This window comes from Blastococcus brunescens, assembly GCF_035320885.1.
GTDB classification, from domain to species: domain Bacteria; phylum Actinomycetota; class Actinomycetes; order Mycobacteriales; family Geodermatophilaceae; genus Blastococcus_B; species Blastococcus_B brunescens.
The window spans coordinates 4,606,622-4,623,475 of sequence record NZ_CP141261.1 but is presented as its reverse complement, the minus strand read 5'-3'; the positions used below and the strand labels follow the sequence as shown (position 1 = coordinate 4,623,475).

Sequence of the window (16,854 nt, the reverse complement as noted above, 5' to 3'; positions counted from 1 at the left end):
GCTAAGGAAACTGCCGCTAGGGTCTCCAGGATGACGTCGCGCCGTGTGGTGATCGCTCTGGGCGGCAACGCCATGACCGGACCCGACGGGTCGGCGACGGTCCAGGCGCAACGGGATGCCATCCGTGCGGCGGCCGAGCACGTCGCCGACGTCGTCGCGGCCGGCGTCGAGGTGGTCCTGACCCACGGCAACGGCCCGCAGGTGGGTAACCTGCTGGTCAAGAACGAGATGGCCGCACAGGTCGTCCCGCCTGTGCCGCTGGACTGGAACGTCGCGCAGACCCAGGCGACGATCGCGTTCACCGTCGCCGACGAACTCGACGCGGCACTCGAGGCCCGCGGGCTCGCGCAGCGCACCGCCGGGTTGATCACCCGCACTCTGATCGACGTCGACGATCCCGGCTTCCGGGCGCCGTCGAAGCCGGTGGGTCGATTCCTCCCGCGCGAGGAGGCGGAACAGTTCGTCTCCCTCGGCCAGATCTGGGAGGACCGCGGCGAGAAGGGCTGGCGCCGGGTCGTGGCGAGCCCCGAGCCGCGATCCGTCGTCGACTCGCCCGCCATCCGCGCCCTGGCGGCGGCCGGCTTCGTCGTCGTCTGCGCCGGGGGCGGCGGCATCCCGGTGACCGACGACGGCCTGGACGGCGCCGGGCTGCGCGGGGTCGAGGCCGTTATCGACAAGGACCTGACCGCCGCGATCCTCGCCACGCAGCTGGACGCCCACAACCTGGTCATCGCCACCGACGTCCCGAACGTGATGGTCGACTTCGGCACGCCGTCCCAGCGGCCGCTCGGCCGGGTGACCGTCGCCGAACTCCGCGAGCACGCTGCAGCGGGTCAGTTCGCCCGGGGCAGCATGGGGCCCAAGGTCGAGGCCGCCCTGCGCTTCGTCGAGGGAAGCGATCCCGCCGACGGACGGCGCAGAGCCGTCATCACCTCTCTCGAGCACATCGCCGACGCCGTCAGTGGCGACGACGCCGGCACCGTCATCACCGCCTGATCCGTAGCCAGTCCCTGAGAAGGAGTGCCAGTGCCCGCACCGATCGAGGTCCGCAAGGTCCCGCTGCACAACGTCAGCGACGCCTCCGAGCTCGCCAAGCTCATCGAGGACGGCGTCCTGGAGGCCGACCGGGTCGTGGCGGTCATCGGCAAGACTGAGGGCAACGGCGGGATCAACGACTACACGCGGATCATCGCCGACCGCGCCTTCCGCGAGGTGCTGCTGGAGTTGGGCTCCCGCTCCTCGACGAGGTCAAGCAGATCCCGATCGTGTGGTCCGGCGGCACCGACGGCGTGATCAGCCCGCACGCCACCGTCTTCGCCACCCTCCCGGAGGACGCGGTCGAGAAGACCGACGAGCCGCGGTTGACCGTGGGGTACGCGATGAGCGACGTCCTGCTGCCCGAGGACATCGGCCGCGTCGCGATGGTGGAGAAGGTCGCCGAGGGCGTGAAGCAGGCGATGGAGGCCGCCGGCATCACCGACCTGGCCGACGTGCACTACGTGCAGACCAAGACGCCGCTGCTGACCATCGACACCATCCGCGACGCCCACGAGCGCGGCCAGACGACCATCCTGGAGGAGCCGCACGGCTCGATGGACATCTCCAACGGCACGACGGCGCTGGGGATCGCGGTGGCGCTCGGCGAGATCGAGATGCCGACGCAGGAGCAGATCATGCGCGACCTGTCCCTCTTCAGCGCCGTCGCCTCCTGCTCCTCGGGCGTCGAGCTGGACCGCGCGCAGATCGTCGTCGTCGGCAACGCCCGCGGGCACGGCGGCAACTACCGCGTCGGCCACTCGGTGATGAAGGACGCGCTCGACCAGGACGGCATCTGGAACGCCATCCGCGACGCCGGCCTCGAGCTGCCCGAGCGCCCGCACCACACCGATCTGGGCGGCCGGCTGGTCAACGTGTTCCTCAAGTGCGAGGCGTCGCCGGACGGCAAGGTCCGCGGGCGGCGCAACGCGATGCTGGACGACTCCGACGTCTCCTGGCACCGCCAGATCAAGGCGACCGTCGGCGGCGTGACCGCGTCGGTGACCGGCGACCCGGCCGTCTTCGTGTCGGTGGCCGCGGTGCACCAGGGCCCGTCCGGCGGAGGCCCGGTCGCCGCGATCGTCACGGCGTAGATCCTCGAGGCTTAGATCGTCAAGGCGTAGGCGTTCGGAGCGGGTGAGCTGACGTCCGGTTCTGAGGTCGGGATCGGACGTCAGCGCACTCTGCCGCGCTCGAGCTAGGCGAAGCTGCCCCAGAGGCCGCCGGGCACGGGGACGGCCTTGGCCAGTGGCGCGGTCAGGTCCACAGGCTCGGCGGCCGACGGTGACACCGGCGCCGGGACGGGCGGCTTGCCGCGGCGACGGTCAGGCATGCCGGGGACGACGAAGCGGTAGGTGGCGTCGACATCCCGGACGGCGAAGACGTCCTCGTCCTCACCGGCGTGGTGCAGGACGACGGTGTCGAACCGCTCCGCGACCCGGTGCAACGCCTCGGCGTCGGAGACGTCGATGACCGTGGTCCCCGGGGTGAACGAGGCCACGGGCAGGATCCGGTCGGCATGCCGCACGAGGAACTGGTCCGCGACGTCGCCCCGTCCGATCCGGCCCACCCACGCCCCGCCGCCCAGAGCGACGAGCGCGAGGAGGAGGGCAGTGCCGGCGATCTTCTGGGCGACGCCCAACGGCAGTGACACGGCGAGGACCTGCAGGCTGCGAGGCACGACCTTCTCGATGTCCACCGCCGTCTGAACACTCGGCGAGAGGGCCGTGGGTTCGGTGGCAACGGGCCGGAGCACCATCGGATCGAGCGTGAAGTCCAGGCCGGCCGGCGCGGCGGCGGTGAAGCTGCGCCCCTCCACGGTGCCGGTCGTCTCGACGACGGGAGTGACGGTGAGCGTCGCGGAGCCGCCGGCGGTACCGATCTCGGCGTGGTGCCGGTCGAGCAGATCCCTGGCCGCGCCGGTGTCGAGGGGACCGATGCGGTCCCCGTCCCGTTCCGGAAGGCGACGACGGGACCGCTGGTGACGAGTGCGCTCCAGCCGTCCGGCGCGGTGACCACGACATCGAGGCGCAGCGTCCCGGTGATGTCGTCGAGTCCGGGTGCGGTCACGGCGTTGGCGAAGGAGACACTGAGGTCTTGCACGAGGGAGGTCCAGACGGTGTCGCCGGTCGTGACCATGCCGGAGGGGTAGGTCGTGCCGACCACCGCCTCGCCGGTGTAGGTGAACTCGCCCTGCTGGATCACCTGCACCGTGCGCGAGTCCGTCCGGGTGGGCGGTAGTACGAGCAGCACGACGCAGCTGGCGGCCGCGACGACAGTCACCCCCGCGGCGCCCAGCGCGACCTGGCGGGCCCGTGCGCGCGTCACCGCGGACGCTCCGCCGGCCGGCGTCGGGATGGCCGTGCGGGACAGCGCCGGCAGCGCCGCTCGGGCCCGGGCCGGCACGGAGGAGCCGGCGATGCGACGGCGCAACGCCCGGACGTGGTGCCGCACGGGGGCTTCGCGGTCGCGCCGACGACCGATGCGGCGGCGACGATCAAGGCCAGGAGCACACCGGGCGAGCGGAGCGCGCCGAGCACTGCGCCGCCCTGCGGGATGCTGAAGAAGAGCCGGCCGAGGATCTGCTCCTCCGTCGGGTGGTCCTCGTCGAGCCAGTCGTTGTTGTCGCCCTGGGTCACGAAGCCGTCTGCGTCCCCGTCGACGATCCGGTGCATGACGATCGTGTCGAGGGACTCACTGCGGTAAGCGACCACGTCGCCGACGGAGTACGAGCCTGCTGAGGTGAGCACGGCCAGGTCCCCGTAGAGAAGCCGGGCTCCATGCTGTTGCCGTACGTGCTGATGTACGTCGTCGCGCCGCCCAGCCCGGTCGGCCAGAAGAGCCACACGGTCGCCAGCACCAGCGCGACGACGGCGCCGGTGCTCGCGAATCTGGATGCGGCTGTCATAGGGAAGGCACCGATCGGGGTTCGGGCGGGGCGGCCCAGTGCCGCCCCGCCCGGTCCGGACGAACTACTGGGAGACGACCGTGAGGCCGATGCCGTCGAAGGCCTCGAAGAGGACGGGGCTGCTGAGGGTGCACGTGATGACCTGAGCGCCGACAGTGCCGGTGATCGGGCAGCTGGAGCTGGTGGCCACCGACGTACCGCTCATGGTGAGGTTCATCGTCGCGGCCAGGTTGGTGACGTCGCTCGTCGCGGTGAACGCCACGCTCGCCAGCTGCGCCGGGTTGGTGTGCGGGTTGTACCTGATGTTGTTGACGGTTGCCCCGGACACAACAGCGTCGTCGTAGCCAGCGACGTTGTCCGGCGGGGCGAGCGTGTTGCTGGCGGTGAAGGCGGTGGTGGCGGCACCGGCAGCGGCGACCGCGACACCGGCGAGCAGAACGCGCGACTTGCGCATTGCAGGGTCCTGTTCTCTCAGTGGCTCAGTACGGCGCGGATGGGGTCACCCGGCTCAGCGACGGCTGTGCCTGTTCGTTGACGAACTGAGCTTCGGCAGCGCAGTAGGCGGACTCAACTCCTGTCCCAAAAGAAAACTGGAGTCGCTAGAGCGACATCAGAAAGGCGGTCAGCGACCGGCTTTCCAAGGGGTGGGATCAGCGGCGCGCCCTTGCCGCCAGCGGTGGAACGCGACCTACCGTGTCCCGGAGATCGTCGACCGCGAGCCGTGGCATCGGAGATCGTCGGACGGAATCTCAGGAGGAATCGGTCGTGCGCAGGTCAGTTCGCCGACACGTCGGTCCGCCCGCGACGCCCACCGTTCCGACGGCCACCGTTCCGACAGCCACCGTTCCGACGCCGCGGCCGCCTGCCCCTGCCCGCCAACAGCAGCAGCAGCAGCAGCAGCAGCGCGACGTGAGCCTCGAGGCCGCCGCACGGCAGGCCGGCGTACTGTCGCAGGCCAGCCGGGAGGTGTCGGACACCTCCCGGGATGCCGCGGCCTCGCTGTCCGAGCTGCGCGCCGCGATCGGCGAGATCGCCGCCAGCACGGCGCGCGCCTCGTCGGTCGCCGAGGACGCCGTCCGCGACGCCCAGGCCGTGGACGCGCGGATCGCCGCACTTCAGGCCGCCAGCTCGGCGATCACCGACCTCGTCCAGCTCATCACCGCGATCAGCCAGCAGAGCCGGACCCTCGCGCTGAACGCCTTCGTCGAGGCCGCCCGGGCCGGCGATGTGGGCCGCGGGTTCGCGGTCGTCGCCCAGGAGGTCAAGCAACTCGCGGGGCGCACCGCCCAGGCCGCCGAGGACATCGGCGCCCAGGTCGCCGCCGTCCAGCAGGAGACCGGGCACGCCGTCGACGTCATCCAGCGGATCGGCGGCACGCTCGCCTCGATCGCGGAGGCGCAGGACTCGATCGCCGCCGCCGTCGAGCAGCAGCGGGTGGCCACCGACCGCGTCGTCGACAACGTCGACCGCGCGGCCAGCGGCTCGGCCAGGATCACCGAGGCGGTCGGGCAGCTGGCCGAGAGCCAGCGGGTCGCCTACGTGCGGCGGGCCCTGGACGCCGCACAGCACCTCGTCGACGAGGCCGGCGGGGTGGAACTGGGCAGCGGACGACGGACGCTGACGGTGCGCGACCAGGCGACCTCGCAGGCCCACGCCGCGGAGCTCCCCGAGCTGCTGCTCGGCGGCGATCCGGTCGACCTGAACGACGACCCGGGCCGGCCGTCCGCGCTGGTGGACGAGGTGGTGGCCCGGGTGGGCGGGAGCTGCACGCTGTTCCAGCGCCTGGACGCGGACGGCAGCATGGTGCGGGCCGCGACGACCGTCGTCACCCCGGCCGGCCGTCGGAACGTGGGCACCTACATCGCCCGGACGGACGCCGACGGCAGGGTCAACCCGGTGCTGGCCGCGGTCCACGCGGGCAAGACGTACACCGGCGCCGCGACGGTCGCCGACCGGCCGTACTTCACCGCCTACGCCCCGCTGCACTCCCCGCGGGCGACCTGATCGGGATGCTCTACGTCGGCATCCCGCTGGACTCGCTCCCCGCCTGACCCGGGTCGCGATCAGCAGCGGTAGAGCAGGAAGGCCACGTCGTCGTCCGGGGCGTCGCCGAGCAGCTTCAGGCGGAGCAGATCCGCCAGGTCCGCGGGCGCGAGGGCGTGACCGCTGAGGAGCGCGTCGGCGGCCCGCGCCAGACCCTCGTCCAGCGGCTCGTCCCGCCGTTCGATCAGGCCGTCGGTGTAGAGGAGCAGGGTCGAGCCGGGCGCCAGGACGACGTCGGCCTCGGGGCGCTCGAGGTCGGGGACCACGGCGAGCGGCAGCGAGCCGGCTGCCTCGAGCATGGTCACCTCACCGTCGACGCCGACCACCATGCCGGGGACGTGACCGGCGCTGCTGTACCGGAGGATGCCCGTGGCCGGGTCGACGATCCCGCAGAACACCGTGCTCACCGAGGCCCCGGGGATCAGCGAGGCGAAGCGGTCGAGCGCCGACAGCACGTGCGCGGGCGACCTGCTCTCCAGCAGCAGCGCCCGGCCGGCGCTGCGGAGCTGGCCCATCACCGCGGCCGCGGACAGCCCCGTCCCGACCACGTCGCCGACGACCACCCCGTAGCGACCCTCCGGCAGGTCGACGACGTCGTACCAGTCGCCGCCGACCTCGAGCGTTCCGGTGGCCGGCTCGTAGTGGACGGCGAAGCCCTCGGGCAGCGCGGTCGGCCCGAGGACGGCGCGCTGGAGAGTGACGGCGACCTCGGTGAAGAACTGCGCCCGCGCCCGGTCGAGCTCGGACTGCTCGGCGGCGCGGAGACGTTCGATCTCGACCGCCCGGGCGTCGGCGAGCGCGACCGATATCTGCCCGACGACGAGTGAGAGGAAGGTCCGGTAGTCGTCGTCCAGCCGGAGGTGCGGGCTGGTGCCGAGGACGACGGCACCCGTCGGACGCGAGGTGCCGACGAGGGTCAGCGGCAGGACGACGGCGGTGTGGACGTCCGCGGCCCCGACAGCCTCGGACTGGGCCGGGGACAACCCGAGGAGCGGCTCGGCCAGATCGGTGACCAGCTGCGGCTCACCGCTGGCGATCGTGGCGTGCACGGCCGTCCCGAACAGGTTCCGGACCACATCGCCCTCGGCACTCGCGCCATGTCCGGCGACCAGCCGAGGGTTGCCGGGGCGGTCCTCCATGAACACGAGCCCGAACGGGCAGTCCATCCGCGCCTCGGCGAGGACCTGGAGAGTCGCCGTGACGGCGGCGACGGTGTCGCCGTGCGCCGAGCGCGGCAGGCTGCCCAGCTGCTGGAGAACGGTCAGCCGTCGGGCGGCCAGGACCCGTGGGGTGGTCTCGACGACCGTGTTGAGCAGGCCCACGACCCGTCCGCCGGGCTCGACGACAGGGCTGTAGGAGAAGGTGAAGTAGCACTCCTCCTCGAAACCGTGCCGTGTCATCGTGAGCGGCAGGTCTTCGAAGTAGGTGACGCCACCGGCGAAGACGTCGTCGATCATCGGCTCGATGTCGGCCCAGACGTCGACCCAGACGTCAGACACCCGCTTGCCGAGCGCGTCCGGATGCCGCAACCCCAGCATGGGTGCGTAGGCGTCGTTGTAGGCCATGGTGAGCTCGGGGCCCCACATGAGCAGCTTGGCGAAGCGGGTGTTCAGGGCGTTGCTGACCGTGGTCAACAGCGTGGACGACCACTCCTCGACGGCGCCGAGCGCAGTCTCGGACCAGTCGTGCTCGAGGACCAGACGCTGCATCTCGGTCCGCGGACTGCTCGGGATGAGCTCCGCCAGCCGCTCGTTCAGTGCCGCACCCCACCTGACACGCGCCTCGGCCCCCGCGGCGCCGACAACGGCTGTCGAGCACCATGATCCCACCGGATCGCACGCACGGCCCGCTCTGCTCACGACAAGTTCAACGCTGGCCGCGTTCAGTGACCGACAGGTACTCCGGCGGTACGACGTCGACGAGCCAGACGCCGTTCGCGGACACGGAGAAGCGCGTGCCGTCGGCTGCGAGCCGCGCGGCCTCGACACGGAGGACGACGGCTCGCCCGCGCCGTCCGCCCACGGTGCGCGCGGTGGCCACGTCCGCGCTGAGGTGGACCGCGTGCCGGCGCCCGGGCCAGAGCCCCTCGGCGAGGATCGCGGGGAGGAATCGCTCGACCGTGCCGTGGAACAGCTCGGCCGGTGGAGTGGCGGGCGCGTAGCCGAGGTCGACGGGAACGCTGTGGCCCTGGCTCGCGCGGATCCGTGTGCCGCTCTCGTCGAGGGCGAACCGCCGTTTGTCGTTGCCCGCGACGACGGCGTCGAGGTCCTCGCGGGTGAGCGGGAGACCGTGCGCCGCCAGCGCGCGGAGCAGGTCGTCCACGCCCACCCAGCCGGCGGCGTCGAGCGCGATCCCGACGCTGGCCGGCTGGTGGCGGAGCACGAAGGACAGCCGCTTGCTGACGCGGACGACGTCCACGAGCGCTTCCGTCAGCCGGCGGCGAACCAGCTGCCCGTCGGCAGATCCGGAGCAGGGGGCGGCGGTCGGTCGTGGTCGGGCGGGCTCCAGGGCCAGAGCGTCACGACGTCCGCGGCCGCCTGCCGGATCACCGCGCCGTCGAGGACGGTGCTGGTCTCGTCGATGCCCAGGCGGCGCAGCCGAGCACGAAGCGCAGCGGACCCGCAGGCGGAAGGGGTGCAGCCACCACGACTGGTCCACCGACAGCTCGCCACCACCGCCACCACCGGCGTGGAAGACGATGCCGTCGTCGCTGTCGCGGCCGAACACGTTGCTCGCCCGCCGGCCGTCGGCCATCTCGATGCCCAGCAGGAAGCGTCCTGACGACGCGCCGTGTTCGAAGACGAGGTCGCTGAGCCCTCGGTGCGCCGGTTCGAGCGGCGACCGGACGCGGAAGGCGAGGTCGAAGGAGACGCCGGTGGAGTACACCTGGAGACCGGTGAGGGCGACGGCGACGTCGGAGGTGCGCGCCAGGACGGTGTTGAGCGGCACTGCGACCGGGATCTCGTTGTCGGGTGCGCTCATCCGGCGGTGGAACTCAGGGTCCGGCTCACCGTCCTGCGAGAACGCGCTCCACATGACCCGATCCTGTCGGGTTCCGTCACCGCCCGGCAAGCGCGTATCAGCGGGAGTAGTACTCCACGACCAGCTGCTCCTCGCAGATCACCGGGACCTCGTCGCGGCCCGGCGTCCGCTCGACGCGGGCGACCAGGTCGGCCAGCCGCACCTCGAGGTACTTGGGCGCCTCGGCGTGCGCCCCGGACGCCGCGACGAGGAAGGGGTCCTTCTTCTTGGACTTCTCGGCGACCTGGATGAAGTCGCCGGGCTCGAGCCGGTAGGAGGGGCGGTCGACCCGCGTGCCGTTGACCAGCACGTGCTGGTGGGTGACGAACTGGCGGGCCTGGTAGATGGTCCGCGCGAACCCGGCGCGCAGCACCGTGGCGTCCAGCCGCGACTCCAGGTCCTGGATCAGCGCCTCGCCGGTCTTGCCGCCCGAGCGCTTGGCCCGGTCGAAGGCGGCCCGCAGCTGGGTCTCGCTGATGTCGTACTGCGCCCGCAGCCGCTGCTTCTCCTTGAGCCGGGTGGAGTAGTCACTGTCCTTGCGCCGCTTGCGGCCGTGCTCACCCGGCGGGTACGGCCGGCGCTCGAAGTACTGCACGCACTTCGGCGTGAGCGGGATGCCCAGCGCGCGACTGAGCCGGACCTTGGGACGGGGCGTGTTCACGGGCACCTCTTCGCGACCTGGCGTTGTTTGGTTAGGCTACCTTATAACCCATCCAGTACTCCTCCGAGGTGGTCCCATGACGGCCGGTTCGCCCTCCTCGTCCGCGACCACCGAGCACCAGCCGCCGCTGGCGGAGCGGGCACGGACGGTCGCCGCCCGCCCCGCGGCCTCGCTCCACTGTGCGGGGCTCGGCATCAGCCAGCTCTGGGGAGCGACGACCACGAGGAGTGGGGACGTGCTGCTCGTCGTCCCCACGTCCGGCCAGGTGATGAACGCTCTCGCCTCCTCCCCGTCGGCGACGTCCCGGCCCGACTGGCGGTCACCGACCGGGCGCCGCTGCCGCTGCGGCACCCCGTGCGGGGGTCGTGCAGCTGTCCGGCTGGGTCACTCCGGTACCCGAGGACGACGTCGCGCGACTGGTCCTGGACTTCGCCGACACCTACCCCTGCGACACCCTGTTCGACGTCGGGCTGAGCGCCTCGTTGGTCCGGCTCGACCTGGCCGAGGTGGTGCTGGAGGAGGCGGGGATCTCCAGCGACGTCGAGCCCGAGGACTTCCTGGAGGCCCGGCCGGACGTCGTCAGCGCCGCCGAGACCGAGCTCATGGCCGCTGAGAGCCGCGCGCTGAGCCGGCTGTGCGGCCGGGTGCAGCAGTGGGCCGGCCGGCACGACGACGTCCGGCTGCTCGGCCTGGACCGCTTCGGGGTCCGGTTCCGGGTGCAGGGCAGGAGCGGCTGCTACGACCTGCGGGTGCCGTTCGGGTCACCGCTCGACGGGCCCGCCGGATTCGCGGCGGCGGTCGACCACCTGCTCACCTGCGGCCCCGCCTAGGTGCGCGTCGAGTGCGACGAACTGGTGGCGATCAGCGGCTGATGGCCACCACGTCGTCACATTCGGCGACTCAGGCGGTGCGGGCCTCCTCGGCCAGCGCGGTCAGCGCCTGCTCGAAGCACGCCTGCGGCGGCTGCACGAGGCCGGCGCCGACCTGGCCGGTGCCGGCGATGCGGCCGGCCATCCCGGTGTTGATCTGCGGCAGCCAGCCGGTACGCGCCACCTTGAGGACGTCGATCCCCGTCGGTGAGCCGCGGAAGCCCATGATCGGGATCGCCATGGCCGGGTTCTCCGCGAGCGTGACCTGGTACATCCGCTCGGTGGTCGCCAGCGCGTCGGGCACGGTGCCGCCGACGAAGCGGACGATCGCGGGGGCAGCCGCCATCGAGAAGCCGCCGACGCCGTAGGTCTCCATGATCGCGGAGTCGCCGATGTCGGGATTGGCGTCGTCCGGGCCGTAGTCGCCCAGGAACAGGCCGACCGGGGTGTTGGCCGGGGCGGTGAACCAGCGGTCGCCGGTGCCGGCGGTCTGGATGCCGAACTCGGTGCCGTTGCGGCTCATCACGGTGAGCATCGACGAGCCGGGGACGTCGCGGGCGGCGTCCAGCGCGAGCTTCGCCGTCGGCATGCCGAGGTTGAGGAAGAAGTGCTCGTTGCCACCGATGAAGCGCAGCACCTCGGCGATGTCGGACGACGGGACGCCCTCCACCGCCACGATCGACGGCGACAGCTCGCGCAGGGTCATCAGCGAGCCGGCGCGGTTGCGGTTGTGCCCCTCGTCGCCCATCTGGAGCATCTGCGCCAGCACGCTCTTCACGTCCAGGGGATCGGCCATCGACCGGACGGCCTTCTGCAGGATCGGCCCGAGGACGTCACGCATCCAGGCCAGCCGGGTGAGCACCTCGTCGTTGAAGGCGCCCATCCGCAGCACCTTGCCGAGGCCCTCGTTGAGGTTGCAGAACGCCTGCCCGCCGTGGACCGGGTCCTTGAGGCACCACATCCACATCGACGGGCTGGTCACTCCCGCCATCGGCCCGACGGTGCGGTGGTGGTGGCACGGGTCGAGGGTGATCTCGCCGGCGGCGAGGATCCGCTCGGCGTCCTCGACGTCGGTGGCCCAGCCCTCGAAGAGGCAGGCGCCGATCAGCGCGCCGCGCATGGGGCCGGAGGCGGTCTCCCAGGTCAGCGGTGGGCCGGAGTGCAGCAGCGTGCGGTCCTCGAGCCCGATGACCTCGCGGGCCGGGCGGACGTCGACCAGCTGGGAGCCCGCCGCCATGATCCGCTCGACGGCCACCCGGTTGGCGGCGTTGCGGCGGGGGTCCAGCGCCAGTGCGGCGAGGTCGGCCGGGTCGCCGAAGCCCGGCGGGCGCCAGTCGACGTCGTGCACGTCGGCGCCCTGGGCGCGGAGTGCGTCGGAGAAGACGTCGACGCCAGCGGCGACGATCGCCGGGGGCGCGGAGAGCAGGCCACCGAGGGTCACGTGGATGCTCCCAGCAGGTCGAGGGCGTACCGCGTGGCCGCGGCGTTGGAGGAGAAGACCGCGGCACCGGCGGCGGCCAGGGCATCGGCCTGGCGGGACCAGCCCTGCGGATCGCCCTCCGTGCCGATCAGGGCGATGACGACGGGGAGGGCGGTCCGCGCGCGGGCGGCGGTGAGCGCCGGGACGAGCGCCCCGGCCGGGTCCGGGTCCGCGCCGTAGCCGAGGACGACGTCCATCAGCAGGACGGCGGGCTCACCGGATTCCGCGAGCGCGGCCAGTGCCTCCAGCCGGAGCGTCGGGTCGATCATGGGGTGCGCGCGGCCCACCGTCAGGGCGTCGTCCCCGAAGTCGATGACGACGTGACCGGAGGCGGACAGGTCCGTACCGAGGTCGAGCTCGGGCTCCAGCGGGGTGTTCGAGCGGATGTCGCCGAGCGCCGGCGCGGCCAGCAGCATCGTCTCGTCGGCCAGCGTGCCGCCGGAGTAGAGGCCCTTGAGGACGGCGCCGGGCACCGCGGCCTCGGCCGGTCCGGGCCGGGACGGCCACACCGGGACGTCGAGCCCCATGTCGGTCAGCAGGCCCTCGACCGCTGCGGTCAGGTCGGGCGTCTCCGGCGAGAGGACGGCGGAGCGCACCGGTACCGAGAGCCCGTCGGCGAACTGCCCGACGGCTGCGGCCACCGAGGGCGCGGGCGGCTTGAGACCAGCAGCACCCGCTCGGTGGCGTCATCGGCGTCGAGCGCGGCCAGGGCGTCGAGCGTGCCCAGCCCGCCGACCTCCTCCTTCAGGTCACGGCCGCCGACGCCGAGCACGTGCGAGACGCCGACGCCGGCCATGTCGAGCAGGCAGGAGATCTGCTGGGCGCCGGTGCCGGACGCGGCGACCAGGCCCACCGGCCCGGGCCGGACGACGTTGGCGAAACCGAGGGCGACGCCGGAGACGATCGCGGTTCCGCAGTCGGGGCCCATGACCAGTACGCCGGCGTCGTGCGCCGCGCGCTTGAGCGCGACCTCGTGCTCGACCGGGACGCCGTCGGAGAAGACCAGCACGCTGCGGCCGGCGGCGATGGCGTCGGCGGCCTCGACGACGGCGTACTGGCCGGGGACGCTGACGATCGCCAGCGCGGGGCCCTCCCCTCGAGCTCGCCCAGCCCGGCGCCGATGGTGCGCTGCGGGATGGCCTGCGCGGATCCGGTGGAGCGCTCGCGGGCGGCCAGGGCGGCGTCGACGGCGGCCAGGGCTCGGGCCAGCGCGTCGTCGTCCTCGGCGCGGACGGCGATCAGGAGCTGCTCGGGGAGGTCGGCTCCTCGGGGGCGAGACCCATGTTGCCCGCGAGCTCGAGGTTCAGCGGCGTCGCCATGGCCACCAGGACGGCGGTGACGCCGTCGGTCGCGGCGACGTCCCGGCTGACCTGCATGAGCTTGACGGAGTCGGCGTAGACGCCGGACCGCAGGGCGACCGACCGGACGCCGGACGTGGCGGATGGGGCTCCCGGGGTGCTGTGGCGGTCACCTGTCCGACCGTACCCACAGATGTCTCAGCGGTGAAGTATCCGTTGCTACCTGCAATAACGATTTAGCACTGAGGTACTTCCGCCAGGGTCGATCTGGTGACACATTGGCCGCTCCCGGTGGTGGCTGGGCCCACGACGCGGCCCGTTGACCGGCACCGATTCGGGTCGGAAGTTGTGTCGGAGGAGGCGCTCAGATGGCGTTCAGCTGGAAGCTCTACGGGGACGGCAAGACGCCGCCCCTGGGTGAGGCGGTAGCCCCGGACGAGCGGCTGTCCTGGCCGCTCACGGTCGGGATCGGCGCACAGCACGTGGTCGCGATGTTCGGGGCGACCTTCGTCTTCCCACTGATCATGGGGCTGGACGCGAACCTCGCGATCATGATGAGCGGCGTCGCGACGATCATCTTCCTGCTGATCGTGAAGGGCCAGGTGCCCAGCTACCTGGGCACCAGCGCAGCCTTCGTCGGCGGCGTCCTCGCGGTACGGGCTCAGTCCGACAGTGACGCCGCGGTGCTGGGCGCGATCCTGGTATCCGGCGTCGTGCTGGCCCTGGCGGGCGTGTTCATCCACTTCGTCGGCCCCCGGGCGATCAACGCGGCGCTCCCGCCGGCCGTCACCGGCGCCGTCGTCATGCTGATCGGCTTCAACCTGGCCCCGGTCGTCGCAGGCGTGTACTGGCCGCAGGACCAGTGGGTCGGCCTGGCGACCATGACCTTCGTGATCATCGCCTCGCTGCTGCTGCGCGGCTTCTGGGCGCGCATCTCCATCCTGCTCGGCCTGATCTTCGGCTACCTGCTCTCGGTCCTGCTCGACGTCACGACCGGCCAGATCACCTCCTTCGACCCGAACACCGGTGAGGAGACCACCCGGGACCGGATCAACTTCGACGCCGTCGGACAGGCCGACTGGATCGGGCTGCCGGAGTTCACCACGCCGACGTTCTCGGTGAACTTCAGCCTGCTGGTGCTGCCGGCGGTCATCGCGCTGATCGCGGAGAACGCGGGCCACGTCAAGGCCGTCGCCGCGATGACCAAGCGTGACCTGGATCCGGTGATGGGCCGCGCGGTGTTCGCCGACGGTGTCGCCACCGTCGTCGCCACCTCCGTCGGCGGCTCCCCACCACGACGTACGCCGAGAACATCGGCGTCATGGCCGCCACGCGCGTCTACTCCACCGCGGCCTACTACGTGGCCGCGATCGTGGCGATCCTGCTGGGCCTGGTGCCCAAGTTCGGCGCGCTGATCAACATCGTCCCGGGCGGGGTGCTCGGTGGGATCACCGTCGTCCTCTACGGGATGATCGGCCTGCTGGGCGCCAAGATCTGGAAGGAGAACCGGGTCGACTTCGCCAACCCGATCAACCTGGTGCCGCTCTCGGCCGGGATCATCATCGCCATCGGCAACGTGACGCTGAACGTCACCGACTCCTTCCCGCTCAGCGGCATCGCCCTGGGCACGATCGTCGTCGTGGCCGGCTGGCACATCGCCCGGGCAGTGGCACCGCCGGAGATGAAGGCTGCGCTGCTGGAGGAAGGCAGCTTCGTGGGCGGGACCGGCCCGGCGCTCGGGCACACGGGCGGGCACGAGGTGCGACCCGACCCGTCGTCGGTCGACCAGGTCGGCCGACCGGGCACCCCGGGCACGAACCGCTAGCCCGCGAGCCGGCGATCCCGGCTGTCCCGACCGCACGCCGCCCCTGTTCGCAGGGGCGGCGTGCGGCGTTCCGGGGCAGGAACGACCCCCGCTCCGGGAGCGATAAAGATTTAGCACTGAGGTACTTTCGCCGTCCCTGGGGCGGTGACAGAGTGACTGCTCGCGCACGTCTCGCACGGAGGTGACCGCAGCCGGTGAAGCCCGCACCGTTCCGTTACGCCGACCCCGGCACGCTCGACGACGTCCTCACGGTCCTGTCGGACGAGGGCCCGGGCGCCAAGGTGCTCGCCGGCGGCCAGTCGCTGCTCCCGCTGCTCTCCATGCGGCTCGCGGCGCCCACCACGCTGGTCGACATCAACCGGGTGCCCGGCCTCGACTCCGTCGACGTGAGCGTGGAGGGCGTGACGGTGGGCGCGCTGGTGCGGCACCGGGCCCTGCTGGACGCCGCCGCCGCCGCGCGGGTCCAGCCGCTGCTGGCGCGGGCGACGGCGAACGTCGCCCACCCGGCCATCCGCAACCGGGGCACCACCGTCGGCTCGATAGCGCACGCCGACCCGTCGGGCGAGATGACCTCCGTCCTCGCTCTCACCGACGGCTCCGTCTCCGTGGCCTCGCCCGGCGGCGTCGAGACGATCGGCTGGCGCGACTTCTTCGTCGGCCCGCTGGAGACCTCCGTCTCCGGGCCCGCCGTCGTCACCTCTGCCTTCTTCCCAGCGCTGCCCGCCCGCTCGGGCACCGCCTTCGCCGAGGTCGCCCGCCGCAAGGGCGACTACGCCGTCTGCGGCGCCGGCGTCGTCGTCACGCTGGACGCCGACCGCCGCGTCGAGCGCGTCCGCGCCTCCTACGTCTCGGTGGGCATCACCCCCGAGGTGCACGACCTGACCGAGGCCGTCGCCGGGTCGCCCGTCGACGGCGCCGACTGGGCGGCCGCCGGTGCGCTCGCGCGCACGATGGTCGACCCGGACACCGACATCCACGCCAGCGCCGACTACCGGCGTCTGCTGGTCGGCGTCCTCACGGAACGAACCCTTCGCGACGCAGCCGCGGAAGCTGACGCGAGAGCGACGGGCGAGTGAGCATCGCAGGGAGCGCCAGCGACCGAGGAGCGGAGCGACCCCGGAGCCGAGCCATCAGCACAGAGAGGGCGGCATGACCTCCGTCGACACGGACCGCACCATCACCCTGACCGTGAACGGCGTTCCCCGCGAAGCCACCGTGCCGGTGCGCCGTCTGTTGTCCGACGCCCTGCGCCACGACCTCGGGCTGACCGGCACGCACGTCGGCTGCGAGCACGGCGTCTGCGGGGCCTGCACCGTGCTCGTGGACGGCGACCCGGTGCGTTCCTGCCTGCTGCTCGCCGTCCAGGTCGACGGGCACGAGGTGACGACGGTCGAGGGCCTCGCGCGCGAGGACAACCGCGGCGGCCAGGTGCTGCACCCGGTGCAGGAGGCCTTCCGCGAGTGCCACGCCCTGCAGTGCGGGTTCTGCACGCCGGGCTTCCTGACCACGATCGCCGCCGGCCTGGAGAAGCGGGACAACGCCGCGGAGCTCACGGAGGAGGAGGTCGACGACATGGTCGGCGGCAACCTCTGCCGATGCACGGGCTACGCCAACATCAAGAAGGCCGTGCACCACGCCAACGCCGCCATGCGGGACGGCGCCCGATGACCGCATTCGCCCCAGGCATAGGTACCTATACGTGCGTTCTGGAGGC

17 protein-coding genes and 1 pseudogene are annotated in these 16,854 nt (G+C 72.2%); 8 read left to right on the top strand and 10 right to left on the bottom strand.

What is annotated here, in order from left to right; translation table 11 throughout:
- Positions 1-30: 30 nt before the first annotated feature.
- The 3 genes from U6N30_RS31105 to atzD are packed head-to-tail and all read left to right on the top strand — an operon-like array spanning position 31 to position 2,129.
- A complete protein-coding gene (locus tag U6N30_RS31105) occupies positions 31-996 on the top strand; it encodes a carbamate kinase (protein ID WP_324275324.1) in 966 nt (321 codons plus the stop codon).
- Between the two features lie 30 nt (positions 997-1,026).
- A complete protein-coding gene (locus U6N30_RS31100) occupies positions 1,027-1,293 on the top strand; it encodes a ring-opening amidohydrolase (RefSeq protein ID WP_324275323.1) in 267 nt (88 codons plus the stop codon).
- On the top strand, positions 1,266-2,129 hold the full coding sequence (gene atzD, locus U6N30_RS31095) for a cyanuric acid amidohydrolase (RefSeq protein WP_324275322.1): 864 nt from the start codon (positions 1,266-1,268) through the stop codon (positions 2,127-2,129). Before U6N30_RS31100 ends, atzD begins: the two co-directional genes overlap by 28 nt.
- A gap of 104 nt (positions 2,130-2,233) precedes the next feature.
- Here atzD and U6N30_RS31090 read toward each other — a convergent pair whose 3' ends face one another.
- The 3 genes from U6N30_RS31090 to U6N30_RS31080 form a co-directional block, all read right to left on the bottom strand.
- The gene (locus U6N30_RS31090; RefSeq protein ID WP_324275321.1) at positions 2,234-2,854 is read right to left on the bottom strand and encodes a hypothetical protein; all 621 of its coding nucleotides are present in this window, start codon (positions 2,852-2,854) and stop codon (positions 2,234-2,236) included.
- 505 nt (positions 2,855-3,359) lie between these two features.
- Entirely contained in the window at positions 3,360-3,785 is a 426-nt protein-coding gene (locus tag U6N30_RS31085) for a S24/S26 family peptidase (protein ID WP_324275320.1), read from the bottom strand.
- Between the two features lie 222 nt (positions 3,786-4,007).
- Entirely contained in the window at positions 4,008-4,397 is a 390-nt protein-coding gene (locus tag U6N30_RS31080) for a hypothetical protein (protein WP_324275319.1), read from the bottom strand.
- Between the two features lie 455 nt (positions 4,398-4,852).
- Between U6N30_RS31080 and U6N30_RS31075 the strand changes: the two genes are divergently transcribed.
- Entirely contained in the window at positions 4,853-5,947 is a 1,095-nt protein-coding gene (locus U6N30_RS31075; RefSeq protein ID WP_324275318.1) for a Cache 3/Cache 2 fusion domain-containing protein, read from the top strand.
- 59 nt (positions 5,948-6,006) lie between these two features.
- Here U6N30_RS31075 and U6N30_RS31070 read toward each other — a convergent pair whose 3' ends face one another.
- From U6N30_RS31070 to rpsD, 3 genes are all read right to left on the bottom strand, one after another.
- On the bottom strand, positions 6,007-7,695 hold the full coding sequence (locus U6N30_RS31070) for a SpoIIE family protein phosphatase (RefSeq protein ID WP_324275317.1): 1,689 nt from the start codon (positions 7,693-7,695) through the stop codon (positions 6,007-6,009).
- 157 nt (positions 7,696-7,852) lie between these two features.
- Complete coding sequence (locus U6N30_RS31065; protein ID WP_324275316.1) at positions 7,853-8,968, bottom strand: RNA 2'-phosphotransferase; 1,116 nt, start codon at positions 8,966-8,968, stop codon at positions 7,853-7,855.
- Positions 8,969-9,065: 97 nt separating this feature from the next.
- Positions 9,066-9,668: a 30S ribosomal protein S4 gene (gene rpsD / locus U6N30_RS31060; protein ID WP_324275315.1), complete on the bottom strand. Its 603-nt coding sequence runs from the start codon at positions 9,666-9,668 to the stop codon at positions 9,066-9,068.
- Positions 9,669-10,033: 365 nt separating this feature from the next.
- Here rpsD and U6N30_RS31055 point away from each other — a divergent pair, with 365 nt between their 5' ends.
- Entirely contained in the window at positions 10,034-10,498 is a 465-nt protein-coding gene (locus U6N30_RS31055) for a hypothetical protein (protein ID WP_324275314.1), read from the top strand.
- A gap of 70 nt (positions 10,499-10,568) precedes the next feature.
- Here the strand turns inward: U6N30_RS31055 and U6N30_RS31050 are convergent, their stop codons facing one another.
- From U6N30_RS31050 to U6N30_RS31035, 4 genes are all read right to left on the bottom strand, one after another.
- The gene (locus U6N30_RS31050) at positions 10,569-11,978 is read right to left on the bottom strand and encodes a YlbE family protein (protein WP_324275313.1); all 1,410 of its coding nucleotides are present in this window, start codon (positions 11,976-11,978) and stop codon (positions 10,569-10,571) included.
- Positions 11,975-12,613 carry a hypothetical protein gene (locus tag U6N30_RS31045; protein ID WP_324275312.1) on the bottom strand — a complete coding sequence of 213 codons (639 nt, stop codon included), beginning with the start codon at positions 12,611-12,613 and terminating at the stop codon, positions 11,975-11,977. The genes U6N30_RS31050 and U6N30_RS31045 overlap by 4 nt, the downstream gene beginning before the upstream one ends.
- The gene (locus tag U6N30_RS31040; RefSeq protein ID WP_324275311.1) at positions 12,574-13,026 is read right to left on the bottom strand and encodes a hypothetical protein; all 453 of its coding nucleotides are present in this window, start codon (positions 13,024-13,026) and stop codon (positions 12,574-12,576) included. Before U6N30_RS31040 ends, U6N30_RS31045 begins: the two co-directional genes overlap by 40 nt.
- 229 nt (positions 13,027-13,255) lie before the next feature.
- A complete protein-coding gene (locus U6N30_RS31035; RefSeq protein ID WP_324275310.1) occupies positions 13,256-13,393 on the bottom strand; it encodes a hypothetical protein in 138 nt (45 codons plus the stop codon).
- A 290-nt stretch (positions 13,394-13,683) separates the two neighbouring features.
- Between U6N30_RS31035 and U6N30_RS31030 the strand changes: the two are divergent.
- The 3 genes and pseudogenes from U6N30_RS31030 to U6N30_RS31015 all read left to right on the top strand — a co-directional run bounded on the left by U6N30_RS31030 (position 13,684) and on the right by U6N30_RS31015 (position 16,808).
- Positions 13,684-15,140, top strand: a pseudogene (locus tag U6N30_RS31030) (uracil-xanthine permease family protein).
- A 194-nt stretch (positions 15,141-15,334) separates the two neighbouring features.
- Positions 15,335-16,216, top strand: coding sequence for an FAD binding domain-containing protein (locus tag U6N30_RS31020; RefSeq protein WP_324275307.1), 882 nt, complete (start codon positions 15,335-15,337; stop codon positions 16,214-16,216).
- Between the two features lie 73 nt (positions 16,217-16,289).
- Positions 16,290-16,808 (top strand): (2Fe-2S)-binding protein, encoded by a 519-nt coding sequence (locus U6N30_RS31015; protein WP_324275306.1) that lies wholly within the window; start codon positions 16,290-16,292, stop codon positions 16,806-16,808.
- The last annotated feature ends 46 nt before the right edge of the window (positions 16,809-16,854 follow it).